This window comes from Marinobacterium aestuariivivens, from assembly GCF_042661465.1.
In the GTDB taxonomy this organism is placed as follows: domain Bacteria; phylum Pseudomonadota; class Gammaproteobacteria; order Pseudomonadales; family Balneatricaceae; genus Marinobacterium_A; species Marinobacterium_A aestuariivivens.
In genome coordinates, this window is the sequence record NZ_JBHSWE010000001.1 from 57,172 (window position 1) to 73,510 (window position 16,339).

Annotated in this window: 17 protein-coding genes and 2 pseudogenes; 6 read left to right on the forward strand and 13 right to left on the reverse strand. The window is 64.4% G+C overall.

Features of this window, described 5'->3' with window-relative positions:
- Nucleotides 1–118: 118 nt before the first annotated feature.
- The 3 genes and pseudogenes from ACFQDL_RS00270 to ACFQDL_RS00280 all read left to right on the forward strand — a co-directional run bounded on the left by ACFQDL_RS00270 (nt 119) and on the right by ACFQDL_RS00280 (nt 3,042).
- A complete protein-coding gene (locus tag ACFQDL_RS00270) occupies nt 119–1,138 on the forward strand; it encodes a TRAP transporter substrate-binding protein (protein ID WP_379907257.1) in 1,020 nt (339 codons plus the stop codon).
- A gap of 11 nt (nt 1,139–1,149) precedes the next feature.
- On the forward strand, nt 1,150–1,677 hold the full coding sequence (locus ACFQDL_RS00275) for a TRAP transporter small permease (RefSeq protein ID WP_379907258.1): 528 nt from the start codon (nt 1,150–1,152) through the stop codon (nt 1,675–1,677).
- 40 nt (nt 1,678–1,717) lie between these two features.
- Nucleotides 1,718–3,042: pseudogene (locus tag ACFQDL_RS00280) on the forward strand (TRAP transporter large permease).
- A 122-nt stretch (nt 3,043–3,164) separates the two neighbouring features.
- On the opposite strand, the gene ACFQDL_RS00285 reads toward ACFQDL_RS00280, so the two are convergent.
- The 13 genes and pseudogenes from ACFQDL_RS00285 to ACFQDL_RS00345 form a co-directional block, all read right to left on the reverse strand.
- Nucleotides 3,165–4,787: a GGDEF domain-containing protein gene (locus ACFQDL_RS00285; protein WP_379907259.1), complete on the reverse strand. Its 1,623-nt coding sequence runs from the start codon at nt 4,785–4,787 to the stop codon at nt 3,165–3,167.
- Between the two features lie 291 nt (nt 4,788–5,078).
- Complete coding sequence (locus ACFQDL_RS00290; protein ID WP_379907261.1) at nt 5,079–5,834, reverse strand: PhnE/PtxC family ABC transporter permease; 756 nt, start codon at nt 5,832–5,834, stop codon at nt 5,079–5,081.
- Between the two features lie 206 nt (nt 5,835–6,040).
- Nucleotides 6,041–6,265 carry a hypothetical protein gene (locus ACFQDL_RS00295; RefSeq protein ID WP_379907262.1) on the reverse strand — a complete coding sequence of 75 codons (225 nt, stop codon included), beginning with the start codon at nt 6,263–6,265 and terminating at the stop codon, nt 6,041–6,043.
- Nucleotides 6,241–6,594 carry a hypothetical protein gene (locus tag ACFQDL_RS00300; protein ID WP_379907264.1) on the reverse strand — a complete coding sequence of 118 codons (354 nt, stop codon included), beginning with the start codon at nt 6,592–6,594 and terminating at the stop codon, nt 6,241–6,243. Before ACFQDL_RS00300 ends, ACFQDL_RS00295 begins: the two co-directional genes overlap by 25 nt.
- 10 nt (nt 6,595–6,604) lie before the next feature.
- Nucleotides 6,605–7,333 (reverse strand): ATP-binding cassette domain-containing protein, encoded by a 729-nt coding sequence (locus ACFQDL_RS00305; protein ID WP_379907265.1) that lies wholly within the window; start codon nt 7,331–7,333, stop codon nt 6,605–6,607.
- Nucleotides 7,326–8,183: a putative selenate ABC transporter substrate-binding protein gene (locus ACFQDL_RS00310; protein ID WP_379907267.1), complete on the reverse strand. Its 858-nt coding sequence runs from the start codon at nt 8,181–8,183 to the stop codon at nt 7,326–7,328. The genes ACFQDL_RS00305 and ACFQDL_RS00310 overlap by 8 nt, the downstream gene beginning before the upstream one ends.
- Before the next feature lie 16 nt (nt 8,184–8,199).
- A complete protein-coding gene (mnmH, locus tag ACFQDL_RS00315) occupies nt 8,200–9,306 on the reverse strand; it encodes a tRNA 2-selenouridine(34) synthase MnmH (RefSeq protein ID WP_379907269.1) in 1,107 nt (368 codons plus the stop codon).
- Nucleotides 9,303–10,356 (reverse strand): annotated as a pseudogene (selD, locus tag ACFQDL_RS00320) (selenide, water dikinase SelD). Before selD ends, mnmH begins: the two are co-directional and overlap by 4 nt.
- 496 nt (nt 10,357–10,852) lie before the next feature.
- Nucleotides 10,853–11,758 (reverse strand): dienelactone hydrolase family protein, encoded by a 906-nt coding sequence (locus ACFQDL_RS00325; protein WP_379907271.1) that lies wholly within the window; start codon nt 11,756–11,758, stop codon nt 10,853–10,855.
- A gap of 146 nt (nt 11,759–11,904) precedes the next feature.
- Nucleotides 11,905–12,348, reverse strand: a complete 444-nt coding sequence (locus ACFQDL_RS00330; protein WP_379907273.1) for a CopD family protein — start codon at nt 12,346–12,348, stop codon at nt 11,905–11,907.
- Nucleotides 12,349–12,395: 47 nt separating this feature from the next.
- On the reverse strand, nt 12,396–13,358 hold the full coding sequence (gene mnmL, locus ACFQDL_RS00335) for a tRNA modification radical SAM protein MnmL/YtqA (protein WP_379907275.1): 963 nt from the start codon (nt 13,356–13,358) through the stop codon (nt 12,396–12,398).
- A 115-nt stretch (nt 13,359–13,473) separates the two neighbouring features.
- Nucleotides 13,474–13,686 (reverse strand): response regulator transcription factor, encoded by a 213-nt coding sequence (locus ACFQDL_RS00340; RefSeq protein WP_379912784.1) that lies wholly within the window; start codon nt 13,684–13,686, stop codon nt 13,474–13,476.
- Between the two features lie 59 nt (nt 13,687–13,745).
- Nucleotides 13,746–14,273, reverse strand: coding sequence for a hypothetical protein (locus ACFQDL_RS00345; protein ID WP_379907276.1), 528 nt, complete (start codon nt 14,271–14,273; stop codon nt 13,746–13,748).
- A gap of 141 nt (nt 14,274–14,414) precedes the next feature.
- Here ACFQDL_RS00345 and ACFQDL_RS00350 point away from each other — a divergent pair, with 141 nt between their 5' ends.
- The 3 genes from ACFQDL_RS00350 to ACFQDL_RS00360 all read left to right on the forward strand — a co-directional run bounded on the left by ACFQDL_RS00350 (nt 14,415) and on the right by ACFQDL_RS00360 (nt 16,303).
- Nucleotides 14,415–15,326: an FAD-dependent monooxygenase gene (locus ACFQDL_RS00350; protein ID WP_379907278.1), complete on the forward strand. Its 912-nt coding sequence runs from the start codon at nt 14,415–14,417 to the stop codon at nt 15,324–15,326.
- Nucleotides 15,327–15,328: 2 nt separating this feature from the next.
- Nucleotides 15,329–15,565 carry an FAD-dependent monooxygenase gene (locus ACFQDL_RS00355; RefSeq protein ID WP_379912786.1) on the forward strand — a complete coding sequence of 79 codons (237 nt, stop codon included), beginning with the start codon at nt 15,329–15,331 and terminating at the stop codon, nt 15,563–15,565.
- 549 nt (nt 15,566–16,114) lie between these two features.
- Nucleotides 16,115–16,303 (forward strand): hypothetical protein, encoded by a 189-nt coding sequence (locus ACFQDL_RS00360; protein WP_379907280.1) that lies wholly within the window; start codon nt 16,115–16,117, stop codon nt 16,301–16,303.
- Nucleotides 16,304–16,339 lie beyond the last annotated feature (36 nt).

Consider the following 16,339-nt stretch of genomic DNA (forward strand, 5'->3'; position numbering starts at 1 on the left):
AGGTTCATGATCCCCGCCGCCGCTTCAAATAAGATTGCTGAATATCAAGTTCGCATGCGCCGGTCGTCGGTGCTCCGATCATTGAACGAAAGTTGATAACCATAATAAGGAAACTTCGATGAACGTTAAAAAACTCCTCACTGCCGCTGCCTCCATCGCCGCCTTCAGCGCCCTGCCCGCGCTGGCCCAGACAGAGATGCACGTCGCCAGCTGGCTGCCGCCGACCCATCCCCACAATGCCGTGGTGCTGCCCACCTGGGGCAAGTGGATCGAAGAGGCGACCGAAGGCCGTGTGACGCTGAAGATCGACTATGATCTCGGTCACCCGAAAGATCTGTTCACCCTGGTCGAAGACGGCGTCGCCGATGCCGGCTGGTCCTTCCACGGCTACGTGCCCGGCCGTTTCCGCCTGACCCAGATCGTCGAACAGCCGCTGCTCGGCGCCGGCGCCGAAGCCGCCTCCGTGGCCTACTGGCGTGTGTACGAGAAGTACCTGAAGCCGGCTGACGAGCACATCGGTCTCGAGGTCGTTGGTCTCTTTACCCACGCCCCGGGTCAGATTCAGATGGCCGAGCCGATCAAGAGCCTGGCCGAACTCGAAGGCAAGAAGATCCGCCTCGGCGGCGGTATCCAGAGCGTGCTCGGCGAACGCATGCACGTGACGCCGGTCAACGCGCCGGCCACCAAGGTCTACGAGATGATGCAGCAGGGTGTCATCGATGGCGCCTTCATGCCAGTCTGCGAGCAGAAGGTCCTGCGCCTGAGCGAAGTCGCCGACAACCTGACGCTGCTGCCGGGCGGCCTGTACCTGGGCAGCTTTGCCATCTTCGTCAACCCGGACTTCCTCGCCGACCTGTCCGACGAGGACCGTGCAGCGGTTCTCGGCGTCTCCGGCGAGAAGCTGTCCCGGCTGGCCGGTGAGGTCTGGGATCAGTGCGGTCACGATGCCCTGGTTGAAAGCCGCGCTTCCGGTGTCGACATCGTCGAAATCGCCGCTAACGAACCGATGGCCGAAGAGTTCCGCAAGGTCGCCGAAGGCCTCGATGACGTCTGGCTGAAGGAAGTGGCCGACGAAGGCGTCGATGCCAAGGCGGCGCTGGCCGAACTGCGTGAAATCGCCCGCAGCTACCCCAACTGAGGATATCCGGCATGCATTTCTCTACCTGGTTGCATTCGCACTACAAGGAGAAAGGCCCGGTGCTATGGCTGGCGTTCGCCCTCGAAGCGCTGGCCGCGCTCGTCCTGGTGCTGCTGATGCTGCTGACCTGCGCCGATGTCGTCGGCCGCTATTTCTTCAGCAATGCGGTGGACGGCGCGGTGGAGATGACCGAGATCGCCATCGCCGTGATCGTCTTCGCGGAGATCCCGGTCATCACCTGGCGCGGCACCCATGTGGTGGTCGACATCATGGACAACTTCTTCGGCCAGGCCTGGGTGAAGTTGCTGGAGAGCCTGTCGGCGGTCGTGATCACCGCCTCCCTCTACTTCCTGGGCGAGCGCATCTTCGTCGAGGCTGCCCGCTCGCTGCGGCGCAACGAGGTCACCGAGCATCTGCAGCTGCCGATCGGCTACGTCATCCAGTATATCGGCGTGATGTGCTGGATCGCCGCCGCCGGCACCCTGACCTGGGGCATCTACAGGCTATTCCGCGGCAGGGCCGCCGCGGTCACCGCCTGATGGCGGCAACCCATAACAATAACTGCGAGAACCCAACATCATGACCGTTGCACTCACTGGTTTCGCCCTGCTGCTGATCCTGATCGTGATGGTGAGAATTCCGCTTGCCTTCGCGATGGCCCTGGTCGGCTTCTTCGGTTTCGCCTACCTCTCGGGACTCGGCTTCGACAACTTCATGGATTTCCGCTGGACGGCGCCGCTGGCGATGGCCTCGTCGCGGGTCGTCTCCACCGCCCAGGAATACAGCCTGTCCGTCATTCCGCTGTTTATCCTGATGGGCAACCTGGTGACCCGCTCCGGACTGTCCCATGAGCTCTACCGCGCCTCCAATGCCTTCCTCGGCCACATGAAAGGCGGCCTGTCGATGGCGACCGTGGTCGCCTGCGGCGGCTTCTCGGCGATCTGCGGCTCGAGTCTGGCCACCTCCGCGACCATGGCCAAGGTGGCGATGCCGCCGATGCGCAAATACGGCTATGACGACTCCGGCCACCGCCTCTATCGCGGCCGGTGGCACCCTCGGCATTCTGATTCCGCCGAGCGTGATCCTGGTGATCTACGGCCTGTTGACCGAAACCAGCATTCGCGAGCTGTTCGCCGCCGGCTTCCTGCCGGGCCTGATCGGCATCCTGCTGTACCTGGGCGCCGTGCGCTGGGTGGTCTGGCGCACCCCGGGAAGGGTCCGGGCGGCGAGCGCCGGGCTGGCCGGAGCGCCTGCGCGCCCTGAAGGACGTGCGCGACATCCTGTTGCTGTTCGTGCTGGTGATGGGCGGCATCTATATGGGCGTCTTCACCCCGACCGAGGCGGCCGGTATCGGTGCCGGCGGTGCCTTCGTCATCGCCCTGCTGCGCAAATCGCTGAGCCTGCGGTCGCTGTTCGAGTTGCTGACCGACACCGCCCGCACCAGCGCCATGTTGTTCGCAGTGCTGATCGGCGCGCTGATCTTCTCCAACTTCATCAACCGCGCCGGCCTGCCGGACGAACTGCTGACCTTTGTCACCTCGCTCGAGATACCGCCGATGGCGGTGATCTTCGTGATCCTGCTGATCTACATGATCCTCGGCATGGTGTTCGAGAGCCTGTCGATGCTGTTGCTGACGGTGCCGATCTTCTTCCCGCTGGTGCAGAGCCTGGGCTTCGACCCGGTCTGGTTCGGCATCGTAGTGGTGATCGTCACCGAGATCAGCCTGATCACGCCGCCGGTGGGAATGAACGTCTTCGTGCTCAGCGCCGTGCTGCCGGACGTGCGCACCGGCGTCATCTTTCGCGGCATCACCCCCTTCTGGTGCGCGGACATCGTGCGTCTGCTGCTGATCACCCTGGTCAGCTGGATCTCGCTGGTGCTGCCGCATCTGCTTTACAGGTGACGGGTGACGCGTTACGGGTGACGGGTGACGGGTGACGGGTGACGGGTGACGGGTGACCGGTGAGATTGATTCGTAACGCCTAACCCGTCACCCGTCACGTGTAACCGCCCTTTACGCCAGCTCTATCCTGTTGCGGCCATTGTGCTTGGCCTGGTACAGGGCCTGATCGGCTTTGTGGAACACATCCACCAGCTGCGCCCCTGGTACATTTCGCACAGCCCGATCGAGACGGTTATGCGCACACGCTGATTGCGGAAGTGGAATGGCAGCCGGGCCACCTGTTCCTGCACCTTTTCCAGTGCTTGCGCCGCAGCGGCCAGGTCCTTTTCCGGCAGCAGTATCACGAACTCCTCGCCCCCGTAGCGGGCGATAAAGTCGGCCTCGCCCAGGAGGCTGGCGACCTCCTTGCTGATCAGCTGAATGACCTTGTCGCCGGCCAGGTGACCGTATTCATCGTTGATCGCCTTGAGCTTGTCGATATCCAGTACAGCCACCGTCAACGGACAGCGGTTGCGATCCCAGCGCTGCAGCTCCAGCTGAGCGCGCTGTTCGTAAGCCACGCGATTGGGCAAGCCGGTCAGCGCATCCGTCAGCGCCCGCTGCTGCTCCCGGATCACCTGCTGCTGCAACTCGCGGGAGTCCTCTTCCATCTGGCTCAGGCGTTGCTGCAGTTCCCCCAACTGCGCATCGGCCGACTGCTCGCGCTCGGCCTCCTTTTGCATAAAGCGGTCCAGGGAGTCGAGGATGGAATCCAGGTTCGAGTTGACCGTTGACATCAGGCTCTCGACATCGGGCCCCGCCTGCATGCTCGCCTGCAGGTTGGTTACATGCCGGCGCACGGCATGCTGCAATTCGGCATTGTTGTTCCGGGAGCTGGAGTGGTTGGCCTGGCTGCGATCGAGCACCTGCTGGATGCCGTTGAGGCGTTCGTCCAGCGACTGCAGAAACAGCTCGAACTCCTGCTGTCCCCGGCCAAGGGCGCTGAGCACCAGGTCAACGACCGCATCGAAAACGTCCAGCAGCGCTTCGCTATCCGCCCCTGCGTCGAGACGACTTTTCAGCTGGCTCAGCTCCGCATGCATCGCGCCCGGCAACGGCAGCTGTTCGACCAGACTGCGCAACGATGCCGAAAGCTGATCGACTATGGCGGTAGGCTCAGGATCGGTTGCTGCAAGATCGCCGGCGGTATAGCCGTAGTGCTCGGGCGAATCGAGAGCGACACGGGAGAAAAAACGGTCGAGGAAGCCCGCCTTGCGTGCCGTCGGCGGTGGTGGCGCGATCTGCTGCAATGCCTGGGCCTGCAGACGGCCATACTCCGCCAGCAGCACCGGATAGCGTTGCAGACCGGCAACCCGCTGCTGCAGCCGATTGCCCAGATCGACCAGCGCGGCCTTATGGCTTTCGGGCAGCTCGCACCCGAGCAGTTGATCGACCAGGCTGCAGAGCGTCCCCAGCACCGTTTCGGTATCCCGCTGGCGGCGCCGGTCCAGCCCCTGCACGGATTGCTCGACCTGCTTGACCAGAGTGTCGAGCACAACGAGATCGGTGCCCTCCTGCTGCAACAGCGCGTGAAGCTCGAGCAGTTCGCAGTCCAGCTCGCTGTCGACGCCCTGGACGGCCGCGGTGACACGGAACAAAAGTCGTTCCAGCGTACGCATGCGGTTTCTCAGACTCGTTTCTTCCTGCTCGGTCGTTGCAAGCTGATCGAAATATTTTTGTCGCCAGCGTTCGGTTTCTGACAGCACTTTGATACCAGGTCCCTGTAAAGTGGCTGTAATCCTGATTGATTTTATGTACCGAACGCCATCACCGCAACAAACCGATGCCGAATTTACCGAATAATATTGAGTACCCCTGAAGCCGCTGCACCGGGCGCTCCAATGACGTGACAGCCGGCGCCATGCCGACTCTGCAGCCAGATGTTCTGCGTCGCCAGGTTGATGACGTCCCCCGGGCTCCTGAACTTGCAGCAGCAGCCTGGACAGATTGCCCGGCGCCTCGATTCGGTGCTCGTCCCGGGGAAGTTCGGCTAGCGGCTACTGCAGCTGCCTCCCGCTTTCGCTGCGCGCCAGCCGACGCAGGCGTCGCGACAGGCTGTCGACCAGCATGTTCAGAACTGCCGTCACCAGGATCAGCAGGAAGGCGCGGTCGTAGCGGATCTCCTCGAACGCCGAGTCGATATAGAAGCCCAGAGTGGCGATACCCAGTATTCCCATGATGGCGCTTTCGCGCAGGATCACCTCCCAGCGATAGAACAGCAGCGCCAGCATGGCCGGGAAACGTCGCGGCGTTTCGATATAGGCGTAACGCTTGAGTCCTGTCGGATCGTCCGGCCGGGCCTGCGGGCCATTGTGTTCGGCGTCGCTGGCGTTGGCGACGAGAAAGGCGATCAGCCCGCCGTTGTGCAGCGCCAGCGCCAGTACCGCCGGCAGGCCCGAGGGACCGAACAGCAACAGCAGCACATAGGCCAGCACCATCTCCGGCGTCGAACGCAGCACCAGCAGCAGGAAGCGTCCGGGCCAGCGCCCCCGTGGCCCGGCAAGCGCCCGGGTAGCGAAGGGATAGGCGGCCAGGATCAAAATACCGGTCAGCACCAGCGCGATCTGGGTCAGCAGCAGCGTCTGTACCAGTCCCGGCCAGATCTGCCCGCTGAACAGGGCGCCGTACCAGTCGAGCGTCGCTGACCAGTCCCCCTGCCGCAGCGCGGCCGGCCAGATATCCTGACTGACGAACTGCCACAGATAGCCGCCGTTGCTGAAGCCGATGGTCTGCGGCAACAGCCAGATCGCCACCAGCAGATAGACCGGAATCAGCCGTGGCCGCAGCCAGAAACGGATGCTGCCGATCAGCAGCAGGAAGGCCCAGAGCAGCGCACCGGCTTCGCTGTACTGTCCCTGCTTGAACGCCGTCTCGAGGTGAAAGCCCAGCGTCGGCAGGCCGATGAAACCCAGGATCGCGCTCGAGCGCAGCGCGCATTCGAAGCGGTAGCGGGTGTAGCTCAGCAGCGCCGGCCAGGCCGGGGAACGAGCGTATAGAGATGACGCTTCAGCGCGCCCACGCCCGGCGGCACTGTATGCGCCGGTTCCGGCGCCTGCTGTTCGAAGATCTCGGCGAACACCTTGGCGAAGACGCCGGTGAAGGGCACCAGGATCGCCAGCACACCGGTGGTGGCGCTGAGGCCGTACAGCTGCATGAAGATCAGCCCCCAGAACAGCTCGTGCACCGAGCGCACCGCCGCGCACAGCAGCCGCACCGGCAACCGGCGATACGCCAGCGCCAGCGCCAGCCCCAGGGCGCCGCCAGTGCCACCGCCAGGAGGGCAAAGGCGATGGTCTGCCCCAGCGCCTGCAGCAGCGCCGGCAGGTCGGTCCAGCCCGGCCGTATCAGTCCCAGCCCGATGCGCGACAGCTCCTCCCAGGGATCCACCGGATAGATCTCGATATCGGCGCCGATCAGCGCCAGCAGCGCGGCAACAATCAACAGTGCACAGACGCCGTTGAGCCTGCGTACGCTGGAGCCCGGACGCGAAAGGAAACCGGTGGCCGACATCATGAAGTGCGAATCACCCAGCCGTCACTGTCGGGAAGGGGCGGCGCCGGGCCGGCGACGCCTCCTGCTGGTAAAAGTCGTCGAGGTCCGCGGGGCTGAGTTCGCGGGCCGCACAGTCGCAACGGATGCGACCGTCGCGCAGCACCAGGATACGATCGAAGTGATCCAGCGCCAGCCCACGGTTGTGCAGACTCACCACGGCCGTCTCGTGCTGCTCGAGCAGGTGTCCGAGCAGCGTTTCGGCCTGCAGCGGATCCACCGACGATACCGGCTCGTCGCCGAGGAAGACCGGCTGGCGGCGATAGAGCGCACGGCCGATGGCGACCCGCTGACGCTGCCCGCCCGACAGCCGGTCCACCGACTGCCAGAGCTTGTCTTCCAGACCGAGCTGCTGCGCCACTTCCGTGATCGCTCGGCGATGGACCGGCAGCGGCCGCAGCAGGTTCCACAGCGCCGGCAGGTTGCCGACGCGATCCAGCGCGCCGATGAAGATGTTCTGGTACACCGACAGCAGATCCACCAGTCCCCCGCCCTGAGGTTGCAGCGCGCTTTGCTGCGGCTGCAGACTGTAGAGCAGGTTCAGCAGCGACGATTTGCCGGCCCCGGAGGGGCCGAGCAGCGCCACCTTCTCGCCCTTGCGGATACTCAGGCTGATATCGTCCAGCACCCGCTGCCGACCGTAAGCCAGCGACTGGCCGGTCAGCCGGAACAGGGCACGGGAGCGGCCCATCCGCTCACTCATCGAGCAGTCCGATCGCCCTGGCGGTATCCTCGATCGGCGCGTAGTCGGCATTGCTCGCCGGCACGAAGCTCTGGCGCGGGAAGCTTTGCAACAGCTCCGGATCCTTCATCGCCAGCAGCGCCTCGCGTACCCTGTCCCTGAAGCCTGCGCCGAAATGCGCATCGACATCGCCGCGCAGGGTCCACTGGTAGTCCGGATAGCTGGGCGTGGTCCAGATCACCCTGACCTTGCGCTCGTCGATCTTGCCCTGCTCGAGCTCGCTCTCCCAGACGCTGTAGTTCACCGCCCCGATCTGGTAGGCGCCGGACTGCACCTGGGCGATGGTGCGGCTGTGATCGCCCGAGAAGCCGACGCGGGAGAAGATCTCGTCCGGCGCGGCGCCGAAGCGTTCGCGCAGGTAGAACTCCGGCATCAGGCGCCCCGAGGTGGAGCCCTTGGAGCCGAAGGTGAAGGTCTTGCCCCTGACGGCGTCGCTCAGCGACTCGCCCGCCTCGACCCCGGCGCTCTCGTGGGCGATGAAATAGGTCTTGAAGAACTGATCCTCGTAGCCCTGCGCCAGCGCTTCGGAGCCGGGCACCAGGCGGCGCGCCTGGACGCCGGAGAGGCCGCCGAACCAGGCCAGCTGCACCTGATTGTTGCGAAACGCCGTGATCGCCGCGGCGTAGGACTTGACCGGAATGTACTGCACCTCGACCCCGAGCTGCCCGCTCAGGTAGTCGGCCACCTTGCCGAAGCGCTGCTGCAGGCGGGACTCGTCCTCGTCCGGAATGGCGGTGAACACGAAGCTTTCGGCCCGGGCCAGTGCCGGCAGCAGCAGCGCCAGCGTCAGTAAACGTCGCAATATAGACATAGGTTTCCTTTTCCTGTCAGTCAGCGGTTGAAGTGAGATAATCGCGGACCGCGACCCGGTCGCCACGGAAGACGATGCGCCCGGCACGCTTGTCCAGTTGATAGTCGTACATCGGATCGTAGTAATCCACCAGCAGGTGGCGGATCCAGTCGCGGTGGGGCTCCGGATTGCCGTTGCGGTGGCTGTCGAGCGCCCGCTCCAGCAGCGCGCCGACCTCGCGGTAGCGCACGCCACCCAGCCGCTTGCGCACCCGGTAGAGTGACTGGCTCAGGTCGTCGGCGAAGGCCTCGAAGCCCCCGGCCTCCCCCGATTGCCGCTGCCACTCGTCGAGCTTGTGCAGAATGTAGTTGCGGTAACTGTGTTCGATCCGCTCATCCAGCGGTACCTCCAGCACCAGGATCGGACTGCGCTCCATCGCCTGCTGCAGCAATGGCGGCACCATGCACCGGCCGACCAGGCGCCCCTCGTCCTCCAGCAGGAGCGGCTGACCCGCACGCACGCACGGCTGATGTTCCGCCTTCAGCAGCGCGACCGCCAGCGCGTTCTCGAAGCCGAGCTGGGTCGGCTGTCCGCCGGGGCGGCGCCCGAAGCTGGAGCCGCGATGGTGTGCCAGCCCTTCCAGGTCCACCGCCTGCGGCAACGCCTCGACCAGGGCGGTCTTGTTGCAGCCTGTGCGTCCGCCCAGCAGCAACAGCGGCCGTTGTGTGCAGATCCGTTCGAACTCGGTTATCAGGAAGCGGCGCATCGCCTTGTAACCGCCGCTGATGCGCGGAAAGTCGCAGCCCGCCTCGCGCATCCACTGCTGGCAGGTCTGGCTGCGCAGGCCGCCACGCCAGCAGTAGAGGTAACCGTCGGGATGCCGGCGGGCGAAGTCGACCCAGCCGGCCACGCGCTGCGCCTTGATCTCGCCATGCACCAGCCGGTGCCCCAGCTCGATGGCCGCCTGCTGTCCCTGGCGCTTGTAGCAGGTCCCCACCTGCGCCCGCTCCTCGTCGGTCATCAGCGGCAGACTGACACTGCTCGGGAAAGCCCCCTTTTCGAATTCCACCGGGGCGCGGGTGTCGATCAGCGGAATATCGTCGAGGAAGATCGACAGAAAATCCCCGGTATCGGGTCGGCTCACGGCGCCACCTCGCCGACGACCTCGACGAAGGGGCCGCCGTCCGCGGCACGAAGCTCGCCGATACTGCGGTGACAGACGCCCTGCCCGGCCAGCAGCGCCTCCAGCGCCGACGCCTGTTCCGGCCGCACCGCTATCAGCAGGCCGCCGCTGGTCTGGGGATCGCAGAGCAGCTGCTGCACCCGGGGCGCCATCGGTGCCAGCTTGTGGCCGTAGCTGTCGAAGTTGCGGCCGGTCCCGCCGGGCACGCACCCTGGGCCAGGTACGCCAGCGCCTCGGGGATCACCGGCACGGTGCCGGCATCCACCACCGCCTGGACACCGCTGCCCTCGCAGACCTCGAGCAGGTGGCCCATCAGGCCGAAGCCGGTGACGTCGGTGATCGCGGTCACGCCCTCCAGCGCCGACACCCGGGCGCCGACACTGTTGAGCTGGCACATGATGTCGCGCGCCAGATGGGTATGCTCCGCCCGGAGCTTCTTCTGCTTCTGCGCCGTGGTAAGAATGCCGATGCCGAGCGGCTTGGTCAGGTAGAGCCGGTCCCCGGCCCGGGCACGGTCGTTCTGCTTGAGCTGCTCGCGCGTCGTGAGGCCCGTCACCGCCAGGCCGAAGATCGGCTCCGGTGCATCGATGCTGTGGCCACCGGCCAGCGGAATGCCGGCGTCGGCACAGGCCTGGCGGCCCCCTCGACCACCTGCTGCGCCACTTCCGGTCCCAGCACGTTGACCGGCCAGCCGAGAATGGCGATCGCCATCAGCGGCCTGCCGCCCATGGCATAGATGTCGCTGATCGCGTTGCTCGCCGCGATGCGGCCGAAATCGAACGGATCATCGACGATCGGCATGAAGAAATCGGTGGTGCTCAGCACGACCTGACCGTTGCCCAGATCGTAGGCGGCGGCGTCGTCCTTGCTGCTGTTGCCGACCAGCAGCTGGGGAGAATCCGGCAGCTGCAGCTGCGATACCAGGATCTGGTCCAGCACCTTGGGAGAAATCTTGCAACCACAGCCCGCACCGTGGCTGTATTCGGTCAGGCGTACAGGGGATTCAGACATGCCTTGGCCTCCGCGTTGAAACAGGGGGTGAATAATACGGCCAATGCGGGGTTTTGTCAGTTGCCGGCCCCCTGTCAACGGGCAAACGCACTTTCTCCTTTTGGTGACGGGACGCCCCGGCTCGATATGACCCTGCCTGACACGCCGTGAATCGTCCCTGAGGGCTCGGCTGCTGCCGTCCTGGCGACAGACGGTCAGCCAGGGTCACATTGCCCCGCTGAACCTGTGACATCGACATGGGTCCTGCCTGCTATCGGTGTATTTCCAGTTTGCAGGATTGTCCAGGCGAAGCGGGCCCGTCAATCAATGCCCGCTTGCCGGTACCCTAGGAGCCTGTCTGACTTAGCCGATCGTAGCGAGGGAAAGTCCGTTTTGAGTCAGTTTTTTAGCGATTTTACGGCGAATAGTGGTTCTATTTAACAAGAAAGCGCTCAAAAAATGGCCAAAATCGGCTTTTCCGCAGTAGATCAGTGTTAAGTCCGACAGACTCCCAGGCTCAGGACATCAGATGCTGCTTGAAGAACTCGAGGGTGCGGCTCCAGGCCAGTTCCGCCGCAGCTTCGTCGTAGCGCCCGGTGGAATCGTTGTGGAAACCGTGGTTGACGCCTTCGTACAGGTGCATCTGGTACTGCTTGTCGCCGGCCTTGAGATCGGCCTCGTAGTCGGGCCAGGTGGCATTCACGCGCTCGTCGAGTCCCGCCAGATGGATCAGCAGCGGCGCCTTGATATCGCCGCGCAGCTCCTTGGCCGCCGGCGTGCCATAGAAAGGCACCGCGGCATCGACCAGATCCGGCACCCGGGCCGCCAGCATATTGGTGATATAGCCGCCGAAACAGAAGCCGACGACGCCGAGCTTGCCGTTGCTCAGCGGATGGTCGTTGAGGAAGCGGGCCGCGGCGATGAAGTCCTGCTCGATCTTTTCCCTGTCCATCGAGCTCTGCAGCTCGCGCCCCTTGTCATCATTGCCGGGATAGCCGCCCAGGGTATGGAGGGCATCCGGCGCGAAGGCGATGAACCCGGCCTTGGCCACCCGCCGGGCCACATCCTTGACATAGGGGTTGAGACCGCGGTTCTCGTGCACCACCAGCACCACCGGCGCCGACTCGGTGACCGCCGTCGGAGTTACCAGATATCCCCGTCCCTCGCCATGCCCGTCGGGGGACGGAAAGGTCGCGTATTCGGCCCGGATATCGGGATCGTTGAACGACACCTGCTCGGCGAGGGCATAGTTGGGGAGCAGCGCCGAGGTCAGCACGCTCAGACTGAAGCCCAGCGCCGTCAGGGTCGACAGCCGGCTCAGAAATTCGCGCCGGCTGATGATGCCGTGGGCGTATTCGTCGTACCAGTCGAAGGCTTCCTGGGGGATCGGGTACCGCTTGCCGTTATCCTTGTTCGCGTCCATAAACACCTCTGCATCATCGGGCCAGATCAGTCCATAAGGCTAGGCCATGGAAGGCCTTTGTGCAGACAATGCAGGAGCAATTGTCTGCCTGGCAAACAGACCGGAAAGCGCCCGGGAAACGAAGAGTCTTTACATTTCTTTATCGATCAATAGAACCAGCCCGTCCTGAAGGATACGCCGACGACCACAAAGAGCACCGCAAACAGCGTGACCGGGATGATATGCCAGGCCATGACCCGCAGATTGTGCTCGGACAGTCGCGGGATCACCCGGAAACGGGCATGGACGGCGAAGGCGGCCGTCAGCGCCAGCAGACCCAGCTTCAGCATCAGCACACGGGCGACCGGGTTGCCGGGATCGATCCAGTGCACCGGGTTCGGAAGCAGGCGATAGGCCAGTATCGGCCCGGTGATGATCTGGATCAGCAGTGCCGGCATGCCGATTTTCTCGAATCCCTCTTCGAAGCGCAGCAGCTCGGACGGCGAGCGTTCCCGGATGACCCGGGGCAGGACGGTGAGCGCCAGTACCAGGTGCCCGCCGGTCCAGACGGTGGCGCCCAGTATGTGCAGCAGCAGCAAGAGTCCGTACATGATTCACCCGCCTTCTTCAAAAAGACTTCAATTCCGAGCTACCTTGCCTAACCCCTGCAAATGATGGGCGATACTTCGATACGGCGGGAACTGTTGCCGACAATAGCCGACTCGCCTGCCGCCTGACCCGCCAATCGGTCGCCGATCAGGTTCAGCACCGACCACTTGTGGGCACACCAGTCTGGCGCCAAAAGAAGTTCGCGGGAGGCCGTTCCGGTCAGCCGGTGAAAACTCAAGTCTTCCGGCGCCGCCCGGATAATGCTGCAAACGATATCCACATATTCGGACTGCGAGAGCACCGGCACCTGGCCCTGCTTCCATTCCCGCGCCATCCGGGTCCCTTTCACCACGTGCAGCGGATGCAGTTTCAGACCGTCGGTCCCCTGCTCGATCGCCAGCTGTGCCGCGCCCAGACTGGCTTCGGGTGCCTCCCCCGGCAGTCCGACGATCAGGTGTGTGCAGACCTGCAGGCCTCGACGGCGCGCGCGTTTCATCGCATCCCGGTAACAGGCGACGTCATGACCGCGATTGACGCGCCGCAACACCGCATCCGACGCGGATTGCAGCCCCAGTTCGAGCCAGACCTCATAACCCCGGTCCCGGTACGAGGCTAGCAGATCCAGTACGGCATCGGGTACGCAGTCGGGCCGGGTGCCGACCGACAGGCCGATCACGCCCGGGACGGACAAGGCGCTGTCGTAGAGCGCGGCCAGTGTCCCGACATCGCCATAGGTATTGGTATAGGCCTGAAAATAGGCGATAAACCGGCGCGCGTTCATCTGCCGGCCGACCACCGCCTGGCCGGCACGGACCTGCTCCTCGACGCCCGGAATGCGCCGCGTATTGGGATTGAAGGAAGCATTGTTGCAGAAGGTGCAGCCGCCGATCCCCTTGGTCGAATCCCGGTTGGGACAGGTAAACGCCGCGTTGATCGAGACCTTGTGGACCTTGCAGCCATGGCGGGCACGCATCAGCCCGCCGAAGGTATTGACGTACTGGGTAAGATTCATGAGTCAGGCTGTCTGGATACCTGTTCGAAGGATGGCATTCAAGCCTAGCACCCGCACCCGCCGTGGCGCTTGATATCGGTCAAAGTCGACAAAGTATCCCTGCCCGGAGGCGCGCTCAGCCGGATTGGTCCGATGCGGGTTGCCGGTGCAACAACTCGATCAGTTCCGACTTGCGGCTGATGCCGAGCTTGCGGTACGCCCGCTTGCGGTAGGTGACGACGCTGTTCTCGGACAACGAGAGACGGCGACCGATGGTCTTGGCGGTATGCCCCTGCAGGATCATTTCGCAGATCTGGGCCTCGCGTTCGGACAACGAGGCCGACAGCAACCGGCGTTCATCGCCGGCGCGTCCCTCCTCCCGGAAGTGCCGGATCAGCAGCGCACTGATCAGCGGTACCTGCTGCCCGAGCCGTTCGATCTCCGGCTGCGAGAAGCCGCCATCGCGACCGGCGCGATAGAAGTTGATGTAGAAGATGCGGCCACTCTCCTCCTCCCGGGCGACGATGGCGAATTTCTCGTTGAGGTCGGGCATATTGAAGAAGCGACGGCGGTAGACCGGCGCCAGCCGCCCCTCAGCAACAGCTCGCAGGCCGGCCGGCTCGGACGGCTCAGCAGCTCGTCGGCCAGCCGGCTCAGAAGCTCGTCGGCCAGCCGGCTCAGAAGCTCGTCCTTGCGGTAATTGCCGTCGACATACTGGGCAGCCAGCCGGACGCCGAGTTCCGGATCCGCCACGTTGTGGGCCAGATAGCAGCGCGCCTGGTCACGGTCGTCCGAAAAGCCGAACACCATGTACTGGTCGATCCGGGCGATCGCCTCCATCAGTTGAAAGAATCGCGGATAGAAGCGTCCGCTGCCGAGCGCCTCGATGCAGGCCGCAATCTCGAGACCCGGCCCCGCCAGATTCCCGTCCTTCATCACGACTCCCGCTGCCTTATGATCCGATCAGCCTAGCGGTCTTCGCGCCTCGGCTTTGTCCCCTTTTGACAGGGACAAGTATAGCCTGCGGCCCGGGTAGTCTGGCCGCACAACAACAGCAACAGAAGCAGGAGCGCTGCCATGCATCAGCCACAGACGACGCCGCGTGCGTCGATCTATTACGATTACCGGGTCTATCCGTTCGAGACCGCCCCCGAGCAGCGCGGCGAATCCCGCCGCTACCCGGTGATCATCGTCGGTGCCGGTCCCATCGGCCTCACCACCGCGCTGGATCTGGCCCGTTACGGCGTGCCGTCGGTGATCGTCGAAGCCGAATGCCAGGTTTCCCATGGCAGCCGTGCCATCGTCTTCACCCGTCGTTCGATGGAGATCCTGCAACAGGTCGGAGTCGCCGACCGGATGCTGGAAAAAGCCCTGCCCTGGCGTTTTGGCAACTCCATCTACCGCGGCCGGCGGGTGTTCCGGATGGAGGCGCCCCATGACGACGACGACCGTTTCGCGCCGATGAACAACCTGCAGCAGCAATACCTGGAGGAATACCTGCTCGAGCGGGTACTGCAGACGCCGCTGATCGAACTGCGCTGGGGCACCAGGGTCACCGGCATCGACAACGGTGACGACGGCGTCCGCCTCGAACTCGATACCCCCGAAGGCGCCTACGGTCTCGACTGCGACTGGCTGGTTGCCGCCGACGGCGCCCGCTCCACCGTGCGTCAGTTGCTCGACCTGCGTATGGAGGGCGACAGCTACAGCGGCCACTTCGTCATTGCCGATATCCGCATCGACATCGACCTGCCGACCGAGCGGCTGGCGTTCTTCGACCCGGACTGGAATCCGGGCAACACCATCCTGATGCACCGCGAACCGGACGGCATCTGGCGTCTCGACTACCAGTTGCCGCCGGACGAGACCCCGGAGCAGGCGCTGGCGCCCGAAGCGCTGAATCGCCGCATCCAGGCCCAGCTCGAGATGATCGGCGTCGATGCCCCTGGGAACTGGACTGGTGTTCGGTCTATTCGGCCCGCGCCCTGACGCTGCCGGATTATGTCCGGGATCGGGTGATCTTCACCGGCGATGCCGCCCACCTGCTGCCGATCTTCGGCGTACGCGGCGCCAACACCGGCTTCCAGGACGCCCAGAACCTGGCCTGGAAACTGGCTTTCGTTGCCGGGGCCTGGCGCCCCGGGCGCTGCTGCAGAGCTACTCGGACGAACGCGTCGCGGCGGCCCGCGAGATCATCGCCGAGGCCGGCAAGAGCACCCGCTTCATAACGCCGCCGAGCCGCGGCTTCCGGCTGCTGCGCGATGCGACCCTGTCGCTGTCGCTGAGCGAGCCCTTCGTCGGCCCGCTGTTCCACTGGCGCACCTCCAGGCCCCACGACTACCACCACAGCCCGCTCAACGTGCAGGCGGACGACAATGAAATGTTCGTATCGGGTCCGGCCAAGGGTGCGCCGCTGCAGAACCTGCGCCTGGGCGACAACGACTACCTGCTCGATCACCTGCCAGTGGGCTTCTGCCTGCTCTGGTTTGCCGCGGAGCCGGAGCTGCCCCCGGCGCTGGCCACACAGCGGGATCGGTTGCAGGCGCGCGGTGTCCCGTTCGAGGTCCTGACCGTCTGCCGCCGCGGCGAGCCCCGGAGCGATAACCCGACCCTGATCGACCGCAGCGGCCGGTTGTTCGAAAAATACGGCGCCAGAGCCGGCAGCGCCTACCTGGTGCGACCGGACCAGCATGTCTGCGGCCGCTGGAAGGCCCTCGACACCGACGGGCTGCCCGCAACGCTTGCACAGGTACTGCAGAACCTGGAGGAGAACTGAAATGACGACCCCGAACCTGTCCGTCCAGGACCTGGAAACACTCTATGACACCCTGGCCGCAAGCCTCGATACGGTCGGCCCCGACCGTGAAGCCCTGTTCCTCACCAAGCTGGCGTTGCTGATGGGCCCCGAGATCGGCGATATCGAGAGGGTCCTGGAGCTGATAGACAAGGCGCGGAAAGACCTTTAGGAGCCTGTCGGACGCAGCATCGATCTTCGACGGAAA

Coding starts and splice junctions, on each gene's coding strand:
- ACFQDL_RS00270 (WP_379907257.1), top strand. CDS start 119: ATGAACGTTAAAAAACTCCTCACTGCCGCTGCCTCCATCGCCGCCTTC.
- ACFQDL_RS00275 (WP_379907258.1), top strand. CDS start 1,150: ATGCATTTCTCTACCTGGTTGCATTCGCACTACAAGGAGAAAGGCCCG.
- ACFQDL_RS00300 (WP_379907264.1), bottom strand. CDS start 6,594: ATGATGTCGGCCACCGGTTTCCTTTCGCGTCCGGGCTCCAGCGTACGC.
- ACFQDL_RS00305 (WP_379907265.1), bottom strand. CDS start 7,333: ATGAGTGAGCGGATGGGCCGCTCCCGTGCCCTGTTCCGGCTGACCGGC.
- ACFQDL_RS00310 (WP_379907267.1), bottom strand. CDS start 8,183: ATGTCTATATTGCGACGTTTACTGACGCTGGCGCTGCTGCTGCCGGCA.
- ACFQDL_RS00325 (WP_379907271.1), bottom strand. CDS start 11,758: ATGGACGCGAACAAGGATAACGGCAAGCGGTACCCGATCCCCCAGGAA.
- ACFQDL_RS00330 (WP_379907273.1), bottom strand. CDS start 12,348: ATGTACGGACTCTTGCTGCTGCTGCACATACTGGGCGCCACCGTCTGG.
- mnmL (WP_379907275.1), bottom strand. CDS start 13,358: ATGAATCTTACCCAGTACGTCAATACCTTCGGCGGGCTGATGCGTGCC.
- ACFQDL_RS00345 (WP_379907276.1), bottom strand. CDS start 14,273: ATGAAGGACGGGAATCTGGCGGGGCCGGGTCTCGAGATTGCGGCCTGC.
- ACFQDL_RS00350 (WP_379907278.1), top strand. CDS start 14,415: ATGCATCAGCCACAGACGACGCCGCGTGCGTCGATCTATTACGATTAC.
- ACFQDL_RS00360 (WP_379907280.1), top strand. CDS start 16,115: ATGACGACCCCGAACCTGTCCGTCCAGGACCTGGAAACACTCTATGAC.